This is a genomic window from Rhodobacter sp. SGA-6-6 (assembly GCF_011043545.1).
In the GTDB taxonomy this organism is placed as follows: domain Bacteria; phylum Pseudomonadota; class Alphaproteobacteria; order Rhodobacterales; family Rhodobacteraceae; genus Pseudogemmobacter.
Window position 1 is genome coordinate 86,755 of the sequence record NZ_JAAKGP010000009.1, and the last position, 20,501, is coordinate 107,255.

The 20,501-nt window shown below is 67.9% G+C and carries 19 protein-coding genes and 1 tRNA gene; 10 read left to right on the plus strand and 10 right to left on the minus strand.

Annotation, left to right across the window (positions count from 1 at the left end; all coding sequences use genetic code 11):
- The 4 genes from G5B31_RS15810 (at position 1) to G5B31_RS15825 (ending at position 5,392) form a co-directional block, all read left to right on the plus strand.
- A complete protein-coding gene (locus G5B31_RS15810) occupies positions 1-1,074 on the plus strand; it encodes a glycosyltransferase family 2 protein (RefSeq protein WP_165019169.1) in 1,074 nt (357 codons plus the stop codon).
- 208 nt (positions 1,075-1,282) lie between these two features.
- Positions 1,283-2,293, plus strand: a complete 1,011-nt coding sequence (locus tag G5B31_RS15815; RefSeq protein WP_346763924.1) for a glycosyltransferase family 2 protein — start codon at positions 1,283-1,285, stop codon at positions 2,291-2,293.
- Positions 2,290-3,987, plus strand: coding sequence for a beta-1,6-N-acetylglucosaminyltransferase (locus tag G5B31_RS15820; protein ID WP_165019170.1), 1,698 nt, complete (start codon positions 2,290-2,292; stop codon positions 3,985-3,987). Before G5B31_RS15815 ends, G5B31_RS15820 begins: the two co-directional genes overlap by 4 nt.
- A gap of 1 nt (position 3,988) precedes the next feature.
- Positions 3,989-5,392 (plus strand): nodulation protein NodH, encoded by a 1,404-nt coding sequence (locus G5B31_RS15825; protein ID WP_346763925.1) that lies wholly within the window; start codon positions 3,989-3,991, stop codon positions 5,390-5,392.
- Positions 5,393-5,467: 75 nt separating this feature from the next.
- On the opposite strand, the gene G5B31_RS15830 is transcribed toward G5B31_RS15825, so the two are convergent.
- The 10 genes from G5B31_RS15830 to G5B31_RS15875 all read right to left on the minus strand — a co-directional run bounded on the left by G5B31_RS15830 (position 5,468) and on the right by G5B31_RS15875 (position 11,251).
- Entirely contained in the window at positions 5,468-5,914 is a 447-nt protein-coding gene (locus G5B31_RS15830) for a carboxymuconolactone decarboxylase family protein (RefSeq protein WP_165019171.1), read from the minus strand.
- Positions 5,915-5,934: 20 nt separating this feature from the next.
- Positions 5,935-6,399, minus strand: a complete 465-nt coding sequence (locus tag G5B31_RS15835) for a PTS sugar transporter subunit IIA (protein ID WP_165019172.1) — start codon at positions 6,397-6,399, stop codon at positions 5,935-5,937.
- A gap of 36 nt (positions 6,400-6,435) precedes the next feature.
- Positions 6,436-7,011 carry a ribosome hibernation-promoting factor, HPF/YfiA family gene (gene hpf, locus G5B31_RS15840; protein WP_165019173.1) on the minus strand — a complete coding sequence of 192 codons (576 nt, stop codon included), beginning with the start codon at positions 7,009-7,011 and terminating at the stop codon, positions 6,436-6,438.
- Positions 7,012-7,224: 213 nt separating this feature from the next.
- Positions 7,225-7,986: an LPS export ABC transporter ATP-binding protein gene (gene lptB / locus G5B31_RS15845; protein ID WP_165019174.1), complete on the minus strand. Its 762-nt coding sequence runs from the start codon at positions 7,984-7,986 to the stop codon at positions 7,225-7,227.
- Positions 7,986-8,480 (minus strand): LptA/OstA family protein, encoded by a 495-nt coding sequence (locus G5B31_RS15850; RefSeq protein ID WP_165019175.1) that lies wholly within the window; start codon positions 8,478-8,480, stop codon positions 7,986-7,988. Before G5B31_RS15850 ends, lptB begins: the two co-directional genes overlap by 1 nt.
- A 14-nt stretch (positions 8,481-8,494) precedes the next feature.
- Positions 8,495-9,106, minus strand: coding sequence for an LPS export ABC transporter periplasmic protein LptC (locus tag G5B31_RS15855; RefSeq protein WP_165019176.1), 612 nt, complete (start codon positions 9,104-9,106; stop codon positions 8,495-8,497).
- 4 nt (positions 9,107-9,110) lie between these two features.
- Complete coding sequence (locus tag G5B31_RS15860) at positions 9,111-10,070, minus strand: SIS domain-containing protein (protein WP_165019177.1); 960 nt, start codon at positions 10,068-10,070, stop codon at positions 9,111-9,113.
- On the minus strand, positions 10,051-10,665 hold the full coding sequence (locus G5B31_RS15865) for a ribonuclease D (RefSeq protein WP_165019178.1): 615 nt from the start codon (positions 10,663-10,665) through the stop codon (positions 10,051-10,053). Before G5B31_RS15865 ends, G5B31_RS15860 begins: the two co-directional genes overlap by 20 nt.
- Before the next feature lie 51 nt (positions 10,666-10,716).
- The gene (locus G5B31_RS15870; RefSeq protein WP_165019179.1) at positions 10,717-11,016 is read right to left on the minus strand and encodes a hypothetical protein; all 300 of its coding nucleotides are present in this window, start codon (positions 11,014-11,016) and stop codon (positions 10,717-10,719) included.
- A gap of 150 nt (positions 11,017-11,166) precedes the next feature.
- A tRNA-Leu gene (locus tag G5B31_RS15875) sits at positions 11,167-11,251 on the minus strand.
- 148 nt (positions 11,252-11,399) lie between these two features.
- On the opposite strand from G5B31_RS15875, the gene G5B31_RS15880 reads away from it, so the two are divergent.
- The 6 genes from G5B31_RS15880 to gltB all read left to right on the plus strand — a co-directional run bounded on the left by G5B31_RS15880 (position 11,400) and on the right by gltB (position 20,478).
- Positions 11,400-12,386 (plus strand): complex I NDUFA9 subunit family protein, encoded by a 987-nt coding sequence (locus tag G5B31_RS15880; protein WP_165019180.1) that lies wholly within the window; start codon positions 11,400-11,402, stop codon positions 12,384-12,386.
- Positions 12,387-12,389: 3 nt separating this feature from the next.
- On the plus strand, positions 12,390-13,190 hold the full coding sequence (locus tag G5B31_RS15885) for an undecaprenyl-diphosphate phosphatase (protein WP_165019181.1): 801 nt from the start codon (positions 12,390-12,392) through the stop codon (positions 13,188-13,190).
- Between the two features lie 162 nt (positions 13,191-13,352).
- Positions 13,353-14,789 (plus strand): NAD(P)-dependent oxidoreductase, encoded by a 1,437-nt coding sequence (locus G5B31_RS15890; protein WP_165019206.1) that lies wholly within the window; start codon positions 13,353-13,355, stop codon positions 14,787-14,789.
- A gap of 10 nt (positions 14,790-14,799) precedes the next feature.
- Positions 14,800-15,507, plus strand: coding sequence for a hypothetical protein (locus G5B31_RS15895; RefSeq protein ID WP_165019182.1), 708 nt, complete (start codon positions 14,800-14,802; stop codon positions 15,505-15,507).
- Positions 15,497-15,943, plus strand: coding sequence for a GFA family protein (locus G5B31_RS15900; protein WP_165019183.1), 447 nt, complete (start codon positions 15,497-15,499; stop codon positions 15,941-15,943). The genes G5B31_RS15895 and G5B31_RS15900 overlap by 11 nt, the downstream gene beginning before the upstream one ends.
- Positions 15,940-20,478: a glutamate synthase large subunit gene (gene gltB, locus G5B31_RS15905; RefSeq protein WP_165019184.1), complete on the plus strand. Its 4,539-nt coding sequence runs from the start codon at positions 15,940-15,942 to the stop codon at positions 20,476-20,478. The genes G5B31_RS15900 and gltB overlap by 4 nt, the downstream gene beginning before the upstream one ends.
- The last annotated feature ends 23 nt before the right edge of the window (positions 20,479-20,501 follow it).

A 20,501-nucleotide genomic window follows, 5' to 3' on the forward strand; every position in this document is an offset into this window, starting at 1 on the left:
ATGGGGGCAGGCCCCCAGTCCTGGCCCATCGGCGACCTGCCCTCCGGGGCGGGCCGCGGTCTCCGCCCCTTCTGGAGGGCGGCCCGGCTGCGGCTTCGGCGGCAGATCTGGCTGGCCCGGGCGATCCGCAAGCGGCGCGAGCTGCGGGTCGTCGCCGACAACACCGCCGGGTTGCGGCGGGGGGCGATCCTCTGCGTGACGGTGGTCCGCAACGAGATCGACCGCCTGCCGCATTTCCTGCAGCACCACCGCCGGCTGGGCGTCGACCATTTCCTGGTCGTCGACAACGGCAGCCTGGACGGGACCGCAGAGTTCCTGTCCGGGCAGTCGGATGTCTCGCTCTGGTCGACCCGGGGCAGCTACAAGAAATCCCGCTTCGGGCTGGACTGGACCAACTGGCTGCTCTTGCGCCACGGCCACGGCCGCTGGTGCCTGACCGTCGATGCCGACGAGCTGCTGGTCTATCCCAACTGGGAGACCCGCCCCCTGCCCGCGCTGACCCGCTGGCTGGAGGGGACGGGCCAGCAGGCCATGGCGGCGATGATGCTGGAGCTTTATCCCGACGGCCCGCTTTCGGCGCAGGATTATCGCCCGGGCGACGACCCGCTCAGCGTGCTGCGCTGGTTCGACAGCGGCAACTACAGCCTTCAGGTCCAGCCCCGGCTGCGCAACCTGTGGATCCAGGGCGGCCCGCGGGCGCGGGTGTTCTTCGCCGGCGATCCGCGCCGGGCGCCGACGCTGAACAAGGTGCCGCTGGTGAAATGGCACTGGCGCTATGCCTATCACAATTCCACCCATACCCTGCTGCCGCCACGGCTGAACGCCGTCTTCGACGAGACGGGGGGCGAGATGACCTCGGGCGCGCTGCTGCACACCAAGTTCCTGCCCTCGATCGTCCGCAAATCGGCCGAAGAGAAGGACCGCCGCCAGCATTTCGCCGACCCGGCCCGTTTCGGCGCCTATTACGACGGGCTGATCGCCGACCCGGTGCTGCATTGCCCCGCCTCGCGTCGTTATACCGGCTGGCGGCAGCTGGAATCGCTGGGGCTGATCTCGCGCGGGGGCTGGGTGTGACCGGCCTGCCCGGAAGGACAGGAAATGGCCGCAATTGTTTACTTCCACCCGGCCAGGCCTTAGAATCGATGCAACAAAAGCCTGAACGGGAAACAATGGCGGCGGATCGGGCACGGGGCAGGGATAACGGGACAAGGGGCGAAAGGCTTTCGCAAGACCTTGGTGACAGGTTTTCCTCCGGCAAATCCACCGATGGCAGGGGCGACGGGTGAGTGTGCTTGGGTCATATCGGCTGCGCCTGCGCCGCCAGCGTCTGCTGGCCCGGGCCTTCCTGCACCGGCGCGAGCTGAAGACCGTCGCCAACCGCATGGCCGGGGTGCGGTCCGAACCGATGCTGCTGTTCACCTGCCTGCGCAACGAGAAGGTGCGGCTGCCCTATTTCCTGCAATATTACCGCGACCTCGGCATCGACCACTTCCTGATCGTCGACAACGACAGCGACGACGGCAGCCGGGAATACCTGGCGCGGCAGCCGGATGTCTCGCTCTGGACCACCAAGGCCAGCTACAAGAACTCGCGCTTCGGGATGGACTGGATCACCCATCTCCTGCGCCATTACGGCCATGGCAACTGGTGCCTGACGGTCGATGTCGACGAATTCCTGATCTATCCCTTCTGCGAGACGCGGCCGCTGCGCGCGCTGACCGACTGGCTGGACGCCAGCCAGATCCGCACCTTCGCCTCGATGCTCCTGGACATGTATCCCAAGGGGCCGATGCAGGATCAGCCCTACCGCGAGGGGCAGAACCCGTTCGAGATCGCGCAATGGTTCGACAGCGGCAATTACACCATCGCCCGCAACTGGGGCTACGGCAACCTGTGGATCCAGGGCGGCCCGCGCACCCGCAGCTTCTTTGCCGACGACCCGCGGCGGGCGCCGGCCCTGAACAAGGTTCCGCTGGTGAAATGGCACCGCAGCTATGCCTATGTCAGCTCCACCCACATGCTGCTGCCGCGGGGGCTGAACCTCGTCTTCGACGAATGGGGGGGCGAGAAGGCCAGCGGCTGCCTGCTGCACGCCAAGTTCCTGGACACCTTCGCCCTGAAGGCCGAGGAAGAGATGGCGCGGGGCGAGCATTACGCCGACAGCCGCGAATACCGTGCCTACCAGAAGGCGCTGGAGGATCAGCCCGACCTGTGGTGCAAATGGTCCGAGAAATACATCAACTGGCGCCAGCTTGAAATCCTGGGGCTGATGTCCAAGGGGAACTGGGCATGACCCTGGGCTTCGTCATGCTGTGCCACACCGCGCTGGACCGCGCGGCGCAGGTCGCCCGCTACTGGGCGGTGCGGGATTGCCCGGTGGTGATCCATGTCGACAAGCGCACCCCCCATGCGCAGGCCGAAAAGCTGCGCACGGACCTGGCCGACCTGGACAACATCCGCTTCTCGATCCGCCATGCCTGCGAATGGGGCACCTGGGGCATCGTCGCCGCCACCCAGGCCGCCGCCACGCTGATGCTGCGCGACTTCCCGCAGGTGCGGCATGTCTGCCTGGCCTCCGGCTCCTGCCTGCCCTTGCGGCCGGTGGAGGAGCTGCGGGCCTATCTGGACGACCGCCCGCGCACCGACTTCATCGAAAGCGTCACCACGGCCGATGTCGGCTGGACGGTGGGCGGGCTGAACTACGAACGCTTCACCCTGCGCTTCCCCTTCTCCTGGCGGAAACACCGCTGGCTGTTCGACAGCTATGTGGAGCTGCAGCGCTTCCTGCGCGTCCGCCGCGCCATGCCCTCGGGCGTGGTGCCGCATCTGGGGTCGCAATGGTGGTGCCTGACCCGGCAGACGCTGTCCGCCATCCTCGACGGGCCGGAGCGCGAGGAATACGACCGCTATTTCCGCAAGGTCTGGATCCCCGACGAAAGCTATTTCCAGACGCTGGTGCGGCAGGTCTCGACCAATGTCGAAAGCCGGTCGCTGACGCTGAGCAAGTTCGACTTCCAGGGCAAGCCGCACATCTTCTACGACGACCACCTGCAACTGCTGAAACGGTCGGACTGCTTCATCGCCCGCAAGATCTGGCCGCAGGCGGAAAGGCTCTATTCCACCTTCCTGTCGCCCACCGCGGGGCAGGAGCCGCGGGCCGAGCCCAACCCCGGCAAGATCGACCGGCTGTTCGCCAAGGCGGTGGAGCGGCGGACCACCGGCCGCGCCGGGCTTTACATGCAGTCGCGCTTTCCGAACAAGGAATGGGAGCAGGGCCGCACCGCCGCGCCCTATTCGATCTTCGAGGGCTTCGCCGAGGTGTTCGAGAACTTCGACACCTGGCTTTCCAAGGTTTCCGGCACCCGGGTCCACGGCCATCTCTTCGCGCCGGAGCGGGTGGAATTCGCCGGCGGCGCCACCATCTACAACGGCTGCCTGTCGGACAGCGCCATCCTGCGCGACTACAACCCTCGCAGTTTCCTGACCAACCTGATCTGGAACACGCGGGGCGAAAGACAGTGCTTCCAGTTCGGCCCGAACGACAACCAGAAGATTGCCGAATTCGTCGCCGCCGACCCGAATGCGCAGATCTCGGTGGTCACCGGCGCCTTCGCCATCCCGCTGTTCCAGTCCAACCGCAACTTCGGCGACATCCGGGCCGAGGCCGCGCGGTTGCAGAAAGTGGAATCCGACCTGCTGGCCATCCTGCGGGCGCCGAACGTCAAGGCCCGGGTCCGCATCTGGACCCTGGCCGAGTTCATCGAATCGCCGATGGAGCCGTTGCAGACCCTGGTGGACGAGATCAGCCCGCGGTCCCTGCGCCGGCTGACCGAGGTGCCGCGGATGGTGGACCTGACCGGCTTCGGCCAGTTCCTGCAGAACCTGCGCAACCAGGGGATGCAGCCGGTGCTGATGGGCGATTTCCCCGCCGGGCCGGAGCTGCCCTCGGCCGCGTCCCGCCGCGCCCGGCCCTATCTGGTGAAGTAGAGTGCCGCGATTCACGTCTTTCGTGCTGTTCGCGGAAATGCGCACCGGCTCCAACTTCCTGGAGGCGAACCTGAATGCGCTGCCCGGCGTGTCCTGCCTGGGCGAGGTGTTCAACCCGCATTTCATCGGCAAGAAGGACCAGACCGAGATGTTCGGGATGGATCTTGCCGCCCGCGAGCAGGACCCCCGCGCGCTGCTGCGGCTGTTGCGCGACCGGACGCCGGGGCTGGCGGGATTCCGCTACTTCCACGACCACGACCCGCGCATCCTGCCGGACCTGCTGGACGACCAGGGCTGCGCCAAGATCGTCCTGACCCGCAACCCGGTGGACAGCTATGTCAGCTGGAAGATCGCCCAGGCCACCGGCCAGTGGAAGCTGACCAACGCCAAGAACCTGAAGACCGCGCAGGCCCGTTTCGACGCTGCCGAATTCCGCGCGCATATGGAGGCGTTGCAGGACTTCCAGCTGCGGCTGATGCGCGGCTTGCAGACCTCCGGCCAGACGGCGTTCTACATCGACTACGACGACCTTCAGGACGTGGCGGTGCTGAACGGGCTGGCGGCCTGGCTGGGGGTGGAGGCGCGGCTGGAGGCGCTGGACGACAAGCTGAAGAAGCAGAACCCGGAAGAGATCGGCGACAAGGTGGTGAACCTGGCCGAGATGGAGGGGGCGCTGGCGCGGCTGGACCGTTTCAACCTGGCCCGGACGCCGAATTTCGAGCCGCGGCGGGCGCCCGCCATCCCCTCCTTCGTGGCGGTGGAAGGGGCGGGGCTTCTGTATATGCCGGTGCGGTCCGGCCCCGAGGCGCAGGTGCAGGCCTGGATGGCGGGGCTGGGGCGCGGCGGGCTGCTGGGTGATTTCGCGCAGAAGACCCTGCGGCAGTGGAAGAAGACCCATCCCGGCCATCGCAGCTTTACCGTGATCCGCCATCCGCTGCTCAGAGCGCATCAGGCGTTCCTGGGCCAGATCGTCTCCGGCAAGCTGGCCGAGCACCGGCAGGGCCTGATCCGCAGCCAGAAGGCCGACCTGCCGCCGCCGGGCCAGCCCTTCCTCGATGCCGCGCAGCACCGCGAGGCCTTCGCCGCCTTCCTGCGCTATGCGAAACTGTCGGTGGCGGGGCAGATGGGCCAGCGCGTCTCGCCCCATTGGGCCAGCCAGACCGCGGTGCTGCAGGGCTTCGCCGGCTTCCAGGGCCCCGACCTGGTGATCCGCGAGGACCGGCTGGCCGAGGGGCTGTCCTGGCTGGCGGCCGAGGTCGGGCTGGAGAAGGCGCCCGCCGCTCCGGCCGACCACGCCGCCGCCGAGGCGCTGGAGGCGATCTGGGACCCGGCGCTGGAAGAGGCGGCGCAGGAAGCCTATGCGCGGGACTACATGGGCTTCGGCTTCGGACGGTGGAAGGCCTGAGGCGACGCTCCTCGTTCGCCTTCGGCTTCTCGTCGCGGGAAGGCGAGGCGGAACGAAGGTCCCGACGAGCCCCGGTCAGGGCCTGACCGGATGCTCCGAGCGGAAGCCGATGGCGAAGCGGTTCCAGGCATTGATCGTGGTGATCACCAGCGTCAGTTCCACCCGCTCCTGCTCGGTGAAGGCGGCGGCCAGGGCCCGATATTCCGCATCCGGGGCGCCGGTCGCCTCGACCCGGGTCAGCGTCTCCGCCCAGCCGAGCGCGGCCCGCTCCCGGTCGTCGAAGACCGGGCTTTCGCGCCAGGCGGCCAGGACATCGAGCTTCTGCTGCGAGACGCCGGCCGCCCGCGCCTCGGGGGCGTGCATGTCCAGGCAATAGGCGCAGGCGTTGATCTGCGACACCCGCATCTTGACCAGTTCGCGCAGCGCCAGCGGGATGGAAAGCCGGGTCGTCGCCTCTTCCATCGCCAGCATGGCGTTCATGGCGGCGGGTGCGGCCTTGTAATAGTTCAGTCGGTCGGACATCCCGGCTGTTTCCCCGCCACTCAGGCCGCCGCCGAAGCCTTCGCCTCGGTCAGGATGGCGTGCAGCTTGGCCGGGTCGGTGTTGGCGCGCAGCTTCGACACCACGCCCTGGTCGCGCATGGTGCGGCTGACCAGGGCCAGCGCCTTCAGGTGGTCGACGCCGGAATCCTTGGGCGCCAGCAGGCAGAACACCAGGTCGACCGGCTGGCGGTCGACGGAATCATAGTCCAGCGGCTTTTCCAGCCGGATGAACAGGCCGACGATCCGCTCCAGATCCTCCAGCCTGGCGTGGGGCAGGGCGATGCCGTGCCCCACGCCGGTCGGCCCCAGCGTCTCGCGTTCCTGCAGCCCGTCCAGCACCTGCGCCGAGGGAATCCCGTGGACCTGCCCGGTGATCTCGGCCAGTTCCTGGAACAGCCGCTTCTTGGAGGTGAATTGCCCCACCACGCGAACAGCGGCAGGGACGAGGATTTTGGAGAGTTCCATGAGCCGGGCGATGATCCTGCTGGCCGCGAGGGCCGCTTACCTGCTGTTGCGAGGGTCGATCCAGCCGATGTTCCCGTCTTCCCGACGATACACCACGTTCACGCCCCCATGACCTTCGTTGCGGAAAACCACCATCTTCTGCCCCGCCAGTTCCAGCTGCATCACGGCCTCGCCGACGGTGATCGAAGGGATCTTCGTCTCCATCTCGGCGATGACCACGGGCTGCAGGCTGTCCGGCTCGGCATCCTCGGTCTCCTCGGATGGGGCGAGGATATACTGGGACGCGCCGGCGAATTCAACCGGCGCCTTGCGCCCGGCGTGATGGTCGCGGATGCGGCGCTTGTAGCGGCGCAGCTGCTTGTCCATCTTCTCGCGGCAGGCCTCGAAGGCGGCATAGATTTCGGGCGCATGGCCGCGGGCCTGTGCCGTCAGCCCGGTGGACAGGTGGATCGTGGTCTCGCAAACGAATTCATGGGCCATCCGGGAAAAGACGACGGTGCATTCGGTCGGACGCTGGGCGTATTTCTCCACCACCTCGCCCAGTTCGGCCTTCACATGCGTCTGGAGAGCCTCGCCGATGTCGATCTGTTTTCCACTGATCTGGTAGCGCATGATGTCTCCTCTTGCTTGCAGCCGGCGGGTCTGGCGAAGGGTTCCGCCCTCCTGCCGGGGCCTTCTTTTCAGGTGGGGAACGATGGGCATGTCCGCAACCCGGCGGTGCTGGACCATCAGCCGCGGCAGCCTGAAGACGGGGGCGAACGACATGCACATCCCCTTCATTGGGGACAGGGCGCCCCCGGTTGTCAACAGGAACGGTGGGGCGGGTCAAATGATCCGGAAGTTCTCGCCCAGGTAGACACGGCGGACCGTCTCGTCGCGCACGACCTCGTCGGTGGTGCCGCTCATCAGCACCTTGCCGTCGTGCAGGATATAGGCGCGGTCGACGATCTCCAGCGTCTCGCGGACGTTGTGGTCGGTGATCAGCACGCCGATGCCCCGCCCCTTCAGGTCGTGCACCAGATGGCGGATTTCGCCCACGGCGATCGGGTCCACCCCGGCGAAGGGTTCGTCCAGCAGCAGATAGCGCGGATCGGCGGCCAGGCAGCGGGCGATCTCCACCCGCCGGCGCTCGCCGCCCGACAGCGCCAGCGCGGGGGCGTGGCGCAGGTGGGTGATGGAGAATTCGGACAGGAGTTCCTCCAGCCGCTCGCGCCGCTTGTGGCGGTCGGAATGGGTGATCTCCAGCACGGCCAGGATGTTGTCCTCGACCGAGAGGCCGCGGAAGATCGACACCTCCTGCGGCAGGTAGCCGATGCCCAGCCGGGCGCGGCGATACATCGGCAGCGCGGTCACGTCCTTGCCGTCGATGATGACCTGCCCGCCTTCCGGCGTGACCAGCCCGGCGATGGAATAGAAGCAGGTGGTCTTGCCCGAGCCGTTGGGGCCCAGAAGCGCCACCACCTCGCCGCGCCGCAGGTCCATGCTGACGTCGCGGATGACGGGGCGTTTCTTGTAGGATTTCCGCAGGTTGCGGATCTGCAACCCTTGGGAGCCTTCGGTCACGGTCAGGTCGGGACGCTCTGCCATCAGTTGCCGCCCGGCACGAAGACGGTGGAGACGCGGCCCTCCATCACCCCGGTGCCGTCCTTCAGGTGGATGGTCAGCTTCTGGCCGGACAGCGCGCTGGACCCTTGGGTCAGCAGCACGTCGCCGGTCAGCACGATCACCCCGGTGTCGATGGTGTAGAGGGCTTCCTTCGCCTCGGCGGCATCGGCGAGGTTGGCGATGGTCACCCCGCCGGTGGCGTGCAGCCGGGCGATGGACTTGCCGTCACGCCCGTATTCCACCTGCACCCGCGCCGCGGCCAGCCGCATCTCGCCCTGGCCGACCAGCACGTTGCCCTCGAAGACGGCGGTGCCGTCGGCATTGTTGACCGACAGCATGTCGGCCTGCACCTCGACCGGCAGCGAGGTGTCCTGCGCCAGCCCGCCGAAGGCGACCTTGGCCTCCTGCGCGGAAAGGGGGCCGGACAATGCGGCCAGCAGGGCGGCAAGCGCCAATGAAGTGCGGAGGAATGCCATGGATCTGCCTGTGGTCACGGGGCCTGCCCGCCCGGCTGGTATAGCAGCCGGACGCCGCCCTTGAAAACCAGAAGATAGGCGCCCGGGTCGGCCGGGTCCTGGGTCAGGGTGAAGCCCTCGGCCCGGATGTCGCCCATCGGCGCCGTCACCGTCACCGGGGCGGTGCTGGCGACCTCGGTCCGGTCCAGCGCCGCGGTGATCCCGGCGGTTTCCAGCCGGTAGCCGAGCGCGGTTTCCAGCGTGACTCCGCCGGTCAGCTCCAGCCGCCCCGCCGCCTGGTCCAGCGCGGCGGCGGCGGCGGCGATGTCGATCTTCTGCCCGTCCGGGGTTTCCACCTGCGCCGCCACGCCCTCGGCACTGGCGCCGCGGTCGCCGGCCGCGGGGCGGACCGAGGCGGCCGAGAGGGTGATGCCGGCGCCGTCCTCGGTGGTGCCGGCATAGGCCGGGGCGGACATGCGGGGATCGTTGGCCAGATCCTCGACATCCACCTCGGCATAGGGGATGGCGTCGGTGGGGTCGATGCGGTCCGACAGCAGGAACAGCGTCGACAGCAGCGCCAGTGCCGTCAGCGGCAGGGCGACCTTCAGCCAGCCCACCATCCGGCTGTGGAGATCGACCCCGGGCATGGCGTCAGGCCACGCCCGCGCGCAGGCAATCGTGAATCTTGATCAGGCCGAGGACGGCGCCCGCCGCATCGGTGACCATCAGGCAGGTGATCAGCTTCTCGTCCATCAGGGCCAGGGCCTCCACCGCCAGCGCATCGGGCGGGGTGGTGCGGGGGTTCCGCGTCATCACCTCTCCCGCCGTCCTGGACAGGAGCCCGTCCATGTGGCGGCGCAGGTCCCCGTCGGTGACGATGCCCAGAAGATGGCCTTTGTCGTCGCGCACGCCAAGGACGCCGAAGCCCGCCCGCGTCATGGTCAGCAAGGCTTCGCTCATCGGCGTGTCGGGCGGCACCAGCGGCGGGTCGTCGTGCATCAGGTCGCGCACCCGCAGGAGCTTCGCCCCCAGCTTGCCGCCGGGGTGGAAGACCCGGAACTGCTCGGGCGAGAAGGCCCGGTGCTCCATCAGCGCGATGGCCAGCGCATCGCCAAGGGCCAGCGTCATGGTGGTGGAGGTGGTGGGGACGATCCCCTGCTCGCAGGCTTCGGGCGCGGGCGGCAGCAGGATCGCCACGTCGGCTTCGCGCAGGAGGGTGGAGCCTTCTCGGCCGGCCACCCCGATCAGCGGGATGGCGAAGCGGCGGGAATGGGCGACCAGATCGGCCAGCTCCGGCGTCTCGCCGGAATTGGACAGCACCAGCAGCACGTCCTGCGGCGTCACCATGCCGAGGTCGCCATGGCTGGCCTCGGCCGGGTGGACGAATTGCGAGGGCGTGCCGGTGGAGGCGAAGGTGGCGGCGATCTTGCGGGCGATGTGGCCGGACTTGCCCATGCCCGAGACGACGACGCGGCCCTTCGCCTTCAGGATCAGCGCCACCGCATCGGCGAAGCTGGCGCCAAGGGAATCGGCCAGCATCTGCAGCGCCTCGGCCTCGCGGCGGAGGACGCGGCGGCCGACCGTCAGGTGGTCAGTGGGCGAAGATGTCATTGGTGTCCCCCCAGCCCAGCAGGTCCAGCTCGGCCCGGGTCGGCAGGAAGGCGAAGCACTTCTCGGCCAGCGCCATCCGGTCCTCGCGGATCAGCCGTTCCTCCAGCGCCGCCTTCAGCGCGTGCAGGTAAAGCACGTCCGAGGCGGCATATTCCTTCTGTGCCTCGGTCAGGGCGGCGGCGCCCCAGTCGCTCGTCTGCTGCTGCTTCGACACATCGACGCCGACCAGATCGGCCAGCAGGTATTTCAGCCCGTGCCGGTCGGTGAAGGTGCGGACCAGTTTCGAGGCGATCTTGGTGCACCAGACCGGCGCGGTGGTGACGCCGAAGGCGCGCTTCAGCGCGGCGATGTCGAAGCGGCCGAAGTGGAACAGCTTCAGCACGGCGGGATCGGCCAGCAGCCGTTCCAGATTCGGGGCGCGGGTCTGGCCGCGGGCGATCTGCACCAGATGGGCATCGCCGTCGCCGCCCGACAGCTGCACCAGACAAAGCCGGTCGCGGCGCGGGTCCAGGCCCATGGTCTCGGTGTCGATGGCGACGACCGGGCCGAGGTTCAGGCCGTCCGGCAGGTCGTTCTGGTAAAGATGGATGGCCAAGGGCGCCTCCGCAGGGGGTTTGGCCCCGATTACGCCCGCGGTCGGGTCCGGTCAACCGAGGCCGGGAACCGGCAGGGTGACGACGCCCACCGAATGGGCGATCTGCAGCAGGCAGACCACGCCCGCCGCCACGATCAGCCCCAGCCGCAGCCCGTCGCCGCGGGCGCCTTCCCGCAGGGCGCGGAAGGCCATCGCCACCCCGATCAGGCCAAGGACCAGCCCGGCGATGTTGAAGCGGTGGTCGCTGACCACCTGGCCGTTGACCGTGGTGCTGCTGCTGGTGCCGATGAACAGCCAGAACGGGACGATGCCGAGCGCAAGGATGATGAGGGGGGTGCGGAAACGGTCCATGAAAGCCTCGACGATATGAAGACAGGAGAAAATCGTCGGAAAAGGCTAGGGTCGGCGCGGTGTTGCGTCAATCGGCGCCGGGCGGCCGGCGGGATTCCCGACCCGCGGAAAACCGAAAGGCCACCCCGGAGGGTGGCCTTTTCGTGGTAGTGGTGCCCAGAAGAGGACTCGAACCTCCACGCCTTGCGGCGCTGGTACCTGAAACCAGTGCGTCTACCAATTCCGCCATCTGGGCACTGACGGGCGATGTAATGGGGGGAATCGGCGGTGTCAACAGAGGCCGAGCGGCCTGCGCGGAAAATTCGTCGCGGCCATTCGGCCTTGCTGGCAAGGGCGGGCGGCGATATTGATCCCCCGAGCCATTCAGCCGGGAGAACACGGGCATGAGCAAGCTGGTCACGATCTATGGCGGCGCGGGTTTCGTCGGCCGTTACATCGCGCGCCGCTTGGCGAAGCAGGGCTGGCGCATCCGCGTCGCCTGCCGCCGCCCGAACGAGGCGCTGTTCGTCCGCCCCTACGGCGTGCCCGGGCAGGTGGAGCCGGTGTTCTGCAACATCCGCGACGATGCAAGCGTGCGGGCGGTGATGCAGGGGGCGGATGCGGTGGTGAACTGCGTCGGCACCTTCCAGCGCATGGGCAAGAACAACTTCAACGCGGTGCAGGCCGAAGGCGCCGGCCGCATCGCCCGCATCGCCGCCGAGCTGGGGGTGGAGCATCTGGTCCATGTCTCGGCCATCGGCGCGGCGGAGGACGGCCCCTCGATCTATACCCGCAGCAAGGCGGCGGGCGAGAAGGCGGTGCGCGAGGCCTTCCCGCAGGCGTTGATCCTGCGGCCTTCGGTGATCTTCGGGCCGGAAGACGGGTTCTTCAACAAGTTCGGGGCCATGGCCGCGCTGTCGCCGGTGCTGCCGATCGCCAAGGGCGGCACGAAGCTGCAGCCGGTCTTCGTCGATGATGTGGCGCAGGCGGCGGTGAAGGGCGTGCTGGGCGAGGCGGAACCGGGCGTCTACGACCTGGGCGGGCCGGAGGTCGACAGCCTGAGCGGGTTGATCAAGCGGATGCTGGGTGTGATCCAGCGCCGCCGTCTGGTGCTGCCGCTGCCGGCCTTCGCGATGAAGATCGTCGCCTTCGGGGCCGACATGGTGGAGGCCGTGACCATGGGCCTTGTCACCAACCGCCTGATCACCCGCGACCAGCTGAACACGCTGGGCCCCGACAACGTGGTGGCCCCGGGCGCGAAGGGGCTGGCCGACCTGGGGATCGCCCCCACGCCGATGGAAGGGGTGCTGCCGGAATACCTGTGGCGCTTCCGTCCCTCGGGGCAATATGCGGCGATCAAGGCCTCGGCCAAGAACCTGAAGAAGGCGTAATCCTTGGACAACACGCTGACCGCTGCCCTTCTCGGCCTGCTGGAGGGGTTGACGGAGTTCATCCCGGTGTCCTCCACCGGGCACCTGCTGCTGGCCGGGCATTTCCTGGGCTTCGAGTCCGAGGGCAAGACCTTCGAGGTGGTGATCCAGCTGGGCGCGATCCTGGCGCTGACCTCGGTCTATGCGGCGATGCTGGGGCGGCTGTTCCTGCGGGCGCGGCACGAGGAGGCGGCGCGGAAGAGCATCGTCTCGGTGCTGCTGGCCTTCCTGCCGGCGGTCTTCATCGGCCTGCTGGCGCATGATTTCATCAAGACCGTGCTGTTCGAGACGCCGATGCTGGTGGCGGTGATGCTGATCCTGGGCGGCTTCGTGCTGCTGGCGGTGGACCGGATCGCGCCCGAGCCCCGGCATTTCGACGCGCTGGCGCTGCCCTTCGGCAAGTCGCTGGCCATCGGCTTCTGCCAATGCCTGGCGATGGTGCCCGGCGTGTCGCGCTCGGGCGCCACCATCGTCGGTGCGCTGCTGATGGGGGTGGAGAAGCGGGCGGCGGCGGAATTCTCCTTCCTGCTCAGCCTGCCGACCATGGGCGCGGCGGTGGCCTACGACCTTTTCAAGAACCGCGACGTGCTGGATTTCGCCGCGGTCTGGGACATCGCCATCGGCTTCGGCGTGGCCTTCCTGACCGCGGTTCTGGTGGTGCGCTGGGTGCTGAACTACGTCGGGCGGCATGGCTATGCCGTCTTCGGCTGGTGGCGAATCATCGTCGGTTTCGCCGCGCTGGCCGCGCTTTTGCTGGGGTTTTAGGCAGAATCGGAAACCATGCTGACCTAGTTTGCGACGGATGGGGCAGATTTCCTGCCATACCGGAGAAGAAATGTGAAACTAGGTAAACTCTGCTGACTTTTATTCTGCCCGCGAGGGCTGTAGGTAGGCGCACCTGAGGAAATCCCCATGGGAGGCGCAGCCGTGGCCACGCAGAAGATGCTGAAGTTCGTGACCCTGGGCAAGGAAATGCCCGAAAAACGGGACGCAGCTTCGCGCGCCAGGGATTTCGACGAGATCTATCGCGAATTCGCCGCCCAGAAGGCCGCCGAACAGGCCAGCCGCTGTAGCCAGTGCGGCGTGCCCTATTGCCAGTCCCATTGCCCGCTGCACAACAACATCCCCGACTGGCTGCGCCTGACAGCCGAGGGCCGGTTGCAGGAAGCCTACGAACTGTCGCAGGCCACCAACACCTTCCCGGAGATCTGCGGCCGCATCTGCCCGCAGGACCGGCTGTGCGAGGGCAACTGCGTCATCGAACAGGCGGGCCACGGCACCGTCACCATCGGCGCGGTGGAGAAATACATCACCGATACGGCTTGGGAGGAAGGCTGGGTCAAGCCGATCCGCCCGCATGTCGAGCGGCCTGAATCGGTGGGAATCATCGGCGCCGGGCCGGGCGGGCTGGCGGCGGCGGATGTGCTGCGGCGCGCCGGGGTGCAGGTCACGGTCTACGACCGGCACGACCGGGCGGGCGGGCTGCTGACCTACGGCATCCCCGGCTTCAAGCTGGAGAAGGATGTGGTGCTGCGCCGGAACGAACAGCTGCGCGACGGCGGGGTGCAGTTCGTGCTGGACTGCAACGTCGGCACCGACCTGACCTTCGACGCCATCCGCGGCCAGCACGACGCGGTTCTGATCGCCACCGGCGTCTACAAGGTCCGCGAGATCGAGGCGCCGGGGGCCGGCGCGAAGGGCATCGTCAAGGCGCTGGACTACCTGACCGCCAGCAACCGCAAGAGCTTCGGCGACGAGGTGCCGGCGTTCGACTCGGGCGAACTGGATGCCAGCGGCAAGCGCGTGGTGGTGATCGGCGGCGGCGACACGGCGATGGACTGCGTGCGCACCGCGATCCGCCAGGGCGCGCTGTCGGTGAAATGCCTCTACCGCCGCGACCGGGCCAACATGCCGGGGTCGCAGCGCGAGGTGCAGAACGCCGAGGAGGAGGGGGTGGAATTCGTCTGGCTCTCCGCCCCCCGGGGCTTCACCGGTGGAACCGAAGTCGAGGGCGTGATGGTGCAGAAGATGCGCCTCGGCGCGCCCGACGCCACCGGGCGCCAAACCCCCGAGGTGATCGAGGGCGCGGATTACGTCGAACCCGCCGACCTGGTGGTGCAGGCACTGGGCTTCGAGCCGGAGGACCTGCCGACGCTCTGGGGCCAGCCGGAGCTGAAGGTGACCCGCTGGGGCACGATCAAGGCCGACTTCCGCAGCCACGCCACCAGCCTGCCCGGCGTCTATGCCGCCGGCGACATCGTGCGCGGCGCCTCGCTTGTGGTCTGGGCGATCCGCGACGGGCGCGAGGCGGCGGAGTCGATTCTGGGCTATCTTGCCCAGAACGGCGCTGTTGCCGCCGAATAAGGAGAAAGCGATGCGCCTGACGGCCCTTGCCCTGCTGGCCCTGCTGCCTGCCCCGGCCCTTGCCGGGACCTGGACCGCGCCCGAGGGCTGCGAGATCTTCCTGACCGTGCAGTCGAAGCTGTGCCGGGTGTCGAACCACTACCGCTGCGCCGCGGATACGCCGGGCGACCAGTGGCGGGCCGATTTCGACCAGGAGGGGCTGTTCTTCCGCAGCCGGATCAACTTCGAGACCGAATGGGTGGAAAGCTACGATTCGATGCCGCCCACCCGGCAATGGCTGGACCCCGACCCCGAGGACCCGGCTCGGTTCTCGGAACTGCTGTCCTCGGGCACGGACACCTTCTCCTTCGCGCTGAGCCATGACGACGGCTATCACTCCTCGGTCCGCGGCTTCGACCGGCTGACCGGGCGGACGGTCACCATCGACGGGGTGGCGCTGGAGGAGACCGAGTTCGACTTTACCGAGACCGACGATTTCGGCACCGTGATCCGCCGCGGCCGCGGCCATGAATACATCAGCCGGGAATGGCGGATGTTCTTCGCCGGCCCGGGCGAGACCGACCTGGGCGACGGACAATGGCTGCCGATCGACGGCAGCCCGGTGGACTTCATCTTCCCCGGCGAGAAGGGCTTTGCCTCCACCCAGCCGCTTTACGATTGCGATGCGCTGACGGCGGAGGGGCCGGAAAGCCTGTGGCGGGTGTCCGATGACAGGTGACCTGACCGGACATTGCCTCTGCGGCGCGGTGACGGTTGCCGTTTCCGGCGCGCACGACCCGCGGGTCGGGGCCTGCCATTGCCGGATGTGCCAGCGCTGGTCCGGCGGGCTGTTCCTCAGCTTCACCGCCGAGGCCGCGGCGGTCAAGGTGACGGGCGAGGTGGCGCGCCATGCCTCCTCCAGCTTTGCCGAGCGGGCCTTCTGCCCGGTCTGCGGCAGCCATCTGTGGATGCGCGACCTCGACGGCGGCGACTACGACCTGATGCCCGGCCTGTTCGACGCAGGCAGGGACTGGCCGCTGCGGTCGGAAATCTACACCGACCAGGCGATGGCCGCGGTGGCGCTGGAAGGCGACCACGACCGCGCCACCGCCGCCGAATACGAAGCCGCCAATCCCCATGTTTCCGCCAACCCCGCGCAGGGAGACCAGCCATGACGATCCATGACCAAGCCTGGGTGAAGGCCGAAGAGGAAAAGCGCGCCTGGATGGATGCCAACAGCCTGTATCGGGCCGAGGACGAGCATTCCTCCTGCGGCGTCGGGCTGGTGGTCACCCTGTCCGGCAAGCCGAGCCGCAAGGTGGTGGAGGCCGGGATCAACGCGCTGAAGGCGATCTGGCACCGCGGCGCGGTGGATGCCGACGGCAAGACCGGCGACGGCGCGGGCATCCATGTGCAGATCCCGGTGAAGTTCTTCTACGACGTGGTGCGGCGGACGGGGCACGAGCCCGATCCCCACAAGCTGATCGCCGTGGGGCAGGTCTTCCTGCCGCGCACCGACTTCGGCGCCCAGGAGCGCTGCCGGACCATCGTGGAGACCGAAGTGCTGCGGATGGGGCACTACATCTACGGCTGGCGGCATGTGCCGGTGGACATCTCGGTCCTGGGCGAGAAGGCCAACGCGACCCGGCCCGAGATCGAGCAGATCCTGATCCGTTGCGAGAAGGACATCGACCGCGAGCAGTTCGAGCGCGAACTTTACATCATCCGCCGCCGGATCGAGAAGGCGGCGACGGCGGCGGGCATCCAGGGGATGTATCTGTGTTCGCTGTCCTGCCGGTCGATCATCTACAAGGGGATGATGCTGGCCGAGCAGGTCAGCACCTTCTACCCGGACCTGCAGGACGAGCGGTTCGAGAGCGCCTTCGCCATCTACCACCAGCGCTATTCCACCAACACCTTCCCGCAATGGTGGCTGGCGCAGCCGTTCCGGATGCTGGCCCACAACGGCGAGATCAACACGCTGAAGGGCAACGTCAACTGGATGCGCAGCCATGAGATCCGCATGGCCTCCGCCGCCTTCGGCGACATGGCCGAGGACATCAAGCCGATCATCCCCGGCGGCACCTCGGACTCTGGCGCGCTGGACGCGGTGTTCGAGGCGCTGGTGCGGTCGGGCCGCAATGCGCCGATGGCCAAGACCATGCTGGTGCCCGAGGCCTGGTCGAAGCAGACGGCCAACATGCCGAAGGCCTGGGCCGACATGTATTCCTACTGCAACTCGGTGATCGAGCCCTGGGACGGCCCGGCGGCGCTGGCGATGACCGACGGCCGCTGGGTCTGCGGCGGGCTGGACCGCAACGGGCTGCGGCCGATGCGCTATGTCGTCACCGGCGACGGGATGCTGATCGCCGGGTCCGAGGCCGGGATGGTGCCGGTGGACGAGATGACGGTGCGCGAGAAGGGCGCGCTCGGCCCCGGGCAGATGATCGCGGTCGACATGGCCGAGGGCAAGCTCTACCGCGACGCCGAGATCAAGGACAAGCTGGCCGCCGCGCAGCCCTATGGCGAATGGGTCGGCAAGATCGTCGACCTGTCGCCCGAGCTGGACCTGCTGCCGGAAACCGCGATGTTCCGCGGGGCCGAGCTGCGCAAGCGCCAGATCGCCGCCGGCTTCACCGTGGAAGAGCTGGAGCAGGTGCTGGCGCCGATGGCCGAGGACGGCAAGGAAATGGTGGCCTCGATGGGCGACGACACCCCGCCCGCGGTGCTGTCCAACGTCTACCGGCCGCTGAGCCACTACTTCCGCCAGAACTTCAGCCAGGTGACCAACCCGCCCATCGATAGCTTGCGCGAAGGCCGGGTGATGAGCCTGAAGACCCGCTTCGGCAACCTGCGCAACGTGCTGGACGAGAATTCGGCCCAGACCGAGATCCTGGTGCTGGACAGCCCCTTCGTCGCCAATGCGGAATTCGACGCCATGGTGCGGCAGTTCGGCGAGCAGGTGGCCTTCATCGACTGCACCTTCCCGGTGGGACCGTCGCTGGACGACCTGCAGGGCGCGCTGGAACGCATCCGGGCCGAGGCCGAGGATGCCGTGCGCTCGGGCGCCGGGCAGCTGGTGCTGACGGACGAGCATCAGGGGCCGGAGAGGGTGGGGATGCCGATGATCCTTGCCACCTCGGCCGTGCATTCCTGGCTGACCCGCAAGGGGCTGCGCACCTTCTGCTCGATCAACGTGCGGTCGGCGGAATGCATCGACCCGCATTACTTCGCGGTGCTGATCGGCGCCGGGGCCACCACGGTGAACCCCTATCTGGCGCAGGATTCCCTCGCCGACCGCATCGACCGCGGTCTTCTGGAGGGCAGCCTGCTGGACGCGATGCGCCGCTATCGCACCGCCATCGACGCGGGGCTGCTGAAGATCATGTCGAAGATGGGGATCTCGGTGATCTCCAGCTACCGCGGCGGGCTGAACTTCGAGGCGGTGGGTCTGAGCCGCGCCATGGTGGCCGAATACTTCCCGGGGATGCAGAGCCGGATTTCCGGCATCGGTCTGCACGGGATCGAGGCCAAGCTGGAAGAGGTCCACGCCCGCGGCTGGCGCGGCGGGCGGGACGTGCTGCCGATCGGCGGCTTCTACAAGGCGCGGCGCTCGGGCGAGAAACACGCCTGGGAGGCGCAGGTAATGCACATGCTGCAATCGGCCTGCGACCGGGCCAGCTATGACATGTGGAAGCAGTATTCCGCCGCGATGCGGGCCAACCCGCCGATCCACCTGCGCGATCTGCTGGACATCAAGCCTTTGGGCAAGCCGGTGCCCATCGAGGAGGTGGAGAGCATCACCTCGATCAGGAAGCGTTTCGTCACGCCGGGGATGTCCCTTGGCGCGTTGAGCCCGGAGGCGCACAAGACGCTGAACGTGGCGATGAACCGCATCGGCGCCAAGAGCGACTCGGGCGAGGGCGGCGAGGACCCGGCGCATTTCCTGCCGGAGCCGAACGGCGACAATCCTTCGGCCAAGATCAAGCAGGTGGCCTCGGGCCGGTTCGGCGTGACGGCGGAATACCTGAACGCCTGCGACGAGCTGGAAATCAAGGTGGCGCAGGGCGCGAAGCCCGGCGAGGGCGGGCAGCTTCCGGGGATGAAGGTCACCGAACTGATCGCCCGGCTGCGGCATTCGACCAAGGGGGTGACGCTGATCTCGCCGCCGCCGCACCACGATATCTATTCGATCGAGGATCTGGCCCAACTGATCTACGACCTGAAGCAGATCAACCCGCGGGCCAAGGTGACGGTGAAGCTGGTGTCCTCCAGCGGCGTCGGCACCATCGCGGCGGGGGTGGCGAAGGCGAAGGCGGATGTGATCCTTGTTTCCGGCCACAACGGCGGCACCGGGGCCAGCCCGGCGACCAGCATCAAATATGCCGGCTTGCCGTGGGAGATGGGCCTGACCGAGGCGCATCAGGTGCTGGCGATGAACAACCTGCGCGAGCGGGTGACCTTGCGCACCGATGGGGGCCTGCGGACCGGCCGCGATATCGTGATGGCAGCGATGATGGGGGCCGAGGAATACGGCATCGGCACCGCCGCGCTGATCGCCATGGGCTGCATCATGGTGCGGCAATGCCAGTCGAACACCTGCCCGGTGGGCGTCTGCACCCAGGACCCGGCGCTGCGGGCGAAGTTCACCGGCAATGCCGACAAGGTGGTGAACCTGATCACCTTCTATGCGCAGGAAGTGCGGGAGATCCTCGCCCAGATCGGCGCGCGGTCGCTGGACGAGATCATCGGCCGGGCCGACCTGCTGACGCAGGTCTCGCGCGGCCATGCCGACCTCGACGACCTCGACCTCAACCCGCTCTTGATCAGCGTGGACGGAGCGAAGTCGATCACCTACGACCGCTCGAAGCCCCGCAATGCGGTGCCGGACACGCTGGATGCCGAGATCATCAAGGACGGCCACCGCTTCTTCGAGGACGGCGAGAAGATGCAGCTCAGCTATGCGGTGCGGAACACGCTGCGGACCATCGGCACGCGGGCCAGCAGCCATATCGTCAAGAAGTTCGGGATGCGGAACGGCCTGCAGCCCGACCACCTGACGGTCAAGCTGACCGGAAGCTGCGGGCAGTCGCTGGGGGCCTTCGCCGTCAACGGGCTGAAGATCGAGGTGATGGGCGACGCCAACGACTATGTCGGCAAGGGCCTGTCGGGCGGCACCATCGTGGTGCGGCCGCCGATGGCTTCGCCCCTGCGCGCGGAAGAGAACACCATCATCGGCAACACCGTGCTTTACGGCGCAACCGGCGGTTTCCTCTTCGCCTCCGGCCGGGCCGGAGAGCGGTTCGCCGTGCGCAACTCGGGCGCAAGCGTGGTGGTCGAGGGCTGCGGGTCGAACGGCTGCGAATACATGACCGGCGGGGTGGCGGTGATCCTCGGCCGGATCGGCGCCAACTTCGCGGCGGGGATGACCGGCGGCATGGCCTATGTCTACGACCCGGAGGGCGCGGCCGAGGATTTCGTCAACCTGGAGACGGTGCTGACCTGCGGCGTCGGCCACCCGCATTGGGAGGCGCAGCTGAAGGGTCTGGTGGAACGCCACGCCGCCGAGACCGGATCGAAGCTGGCCGCGCGCATCCTGTCGGACTGGCCGGCCGAGCGGGCGAATTTCCTGCAGGTCTGCCCGAAGGAAATGGTGCCGCTGCTGTCGCACCCGCTGTCGGACGAACCGGCCCGGGTGCCGGCGGAATGAGCAGGGCGGCCCCTTCGGGGGCC

Coding starts and splice junctions, on each gene's coding strand:
- G5B31_RS15810 (WP_165019169.1), top strand. CDS start 1: ATGGGGGCAGGCCCCCAGTCCTGGCCCATCGGCGACCTGCCCTCCGGG.
- G5B31_RS15820 (WP_165019170.1), top strand. CDS start 2,290: ATGACCCTGGGCTTCGTCATGCTGTGCCACACCGCGCTGGACCGCGCG.
- G5B31_RS15830 (WP_165019171.1), bottom strand. CDS start 5,914: ATGTCCGACCGACTGAACTATTACAAGGCCGCACCCGCCGCCATGAAC.
- G5B31_RS15835 (WP_165019172.1), bottom strand. CDS start 6,399: ATGGAACTCTCCAAAATCCTCGTCCCTGCCGCTGTTCGCGTGGTGGGG.
- hpf (WP_165019173.1), bottom strand. CDS start 7,011: ATGCGCTACCAGATCAGTGGAAAACAGATCGACATCGGCGAGGCTCTC.
- lptB (WP_165019174.1), bottom strand. CDS start 7,986: ATGGCAGAGCGTCCCGACCTGACCGTGACCGAAGGCTCCCAAGGGTTG.
- G5B31_RS15850 (WP_165019175.1), bottom strand. CDS start 8,480: ATGGCATTCCTCCGCACTTCATTGGCGCTTGCCGCCCTGCTGGCCGCA.
- G5B31_RS15855 (WP_165019176.1), bottom strand. CDS start 9,106: ATGCCCGGGGTCGATCTCCACAGCCGGATGGTGGGCTGGCTGAAGGTC.
- G5B31_RS15860 (WP_165019177.1), bottom strand. CDS start 10,070: ATGACATCTTCGCCCACTGACCACCTGACGGTCGGCCGCCGCGTCCTC.
- G5B31_RS15870 (WP_165019179.1), bottom strand. CDS start 11,016: ATGGACCGTTTCCGCACCCCCCTCATCATCCTTGCGCTCGGCATCGTC.
- G5B31_RS15880 (WP_165019180.1), top strand. CDS start 11,400: ATGAGCAAGCTGGTCACGATCTATGGCGGCGCGGGTTTCGTCGGCCGT.
- G5B31_RS15895 (WP_165019182.1), top strand. CDS start 14,800: ATGCGCCTGACGGCCCTTGCCCTGCTGGCCCTGCTGCCTGCCCCGGCC.
- G5B31_RS15900 (WP_165019183.1), top strand. CDS start 15,497: ATGACAGGTGACCTGACCGGACATTGCCTCTGCGGCGCGGTGACGGTT.
- gltB (WP_165019184.1), top strand. CDS start 15,940: ATGACGATCCATGACCAAGCCTGGGTGAAGGCCGAAGAGGAAAAGCGC.